Source organism: Bacillus sp. AFS001701 (assembly GCF_002559405.1).
Lineage (GTDB): Bacteria > Bacillota > Bacilli > Bacillales > Bacillaceae_G > Gottfriedia.
Genome location: NZ_NTZO01000682.1, coordinates 1 through 475, shown reverse-complemented (window position 1 = coordinate 475; position 475 = coordinate 1). Strand labels below are relative to the sequence as shown.

At 32.4% G+C, this 475-nt stretch carries 1 pseudogene; it reads left to right on the top strand.

The features are described from left to right. A pseudogene (locus CN514_RS26060) lies at positions 1 to 475 on the top strand (amine oxidase); the annotation flags it as partial.

Below are 475 nucleotides of genomic sequence, written 5' to 3'. Positions count from 1 at the left end.
GAATTTATTAATAGTACTCCAAATGATTTAATTTATATTAATAATGTATTAACAAATCAAAAAAATTACGAGGCGAATCCAGACATATTAAACTATCCAGTTGCCCCCCATGAAAAAGGGAAAACAGCAACAGAGTTACTCCAATCAGCAATTGATCCTGTAATTGAGTTTATCAATCAAAATCCCCCAAAAAATTGGGAGATTATAATTGACAAATTTGATCATTACTCAATGGAAAATTTTTTAAGATTTAATCCTGTTGGGCAATCTCTCTCTTCAGGAGCAATTGATATGATAAAGACAATAGTTGGCATAGAGGGTTTTCCAGAACTATCATTTACCGCTATATTACGAGAAGTAATTGTACTTTTAACACCCAACTTAAAACTGTATGAAATTACGGGTGGAACGGACTTCCTTGTGAGAGCATTTTTACCGCAACTGAAGGAAAATATCATATTGAATGAAAGGGTAA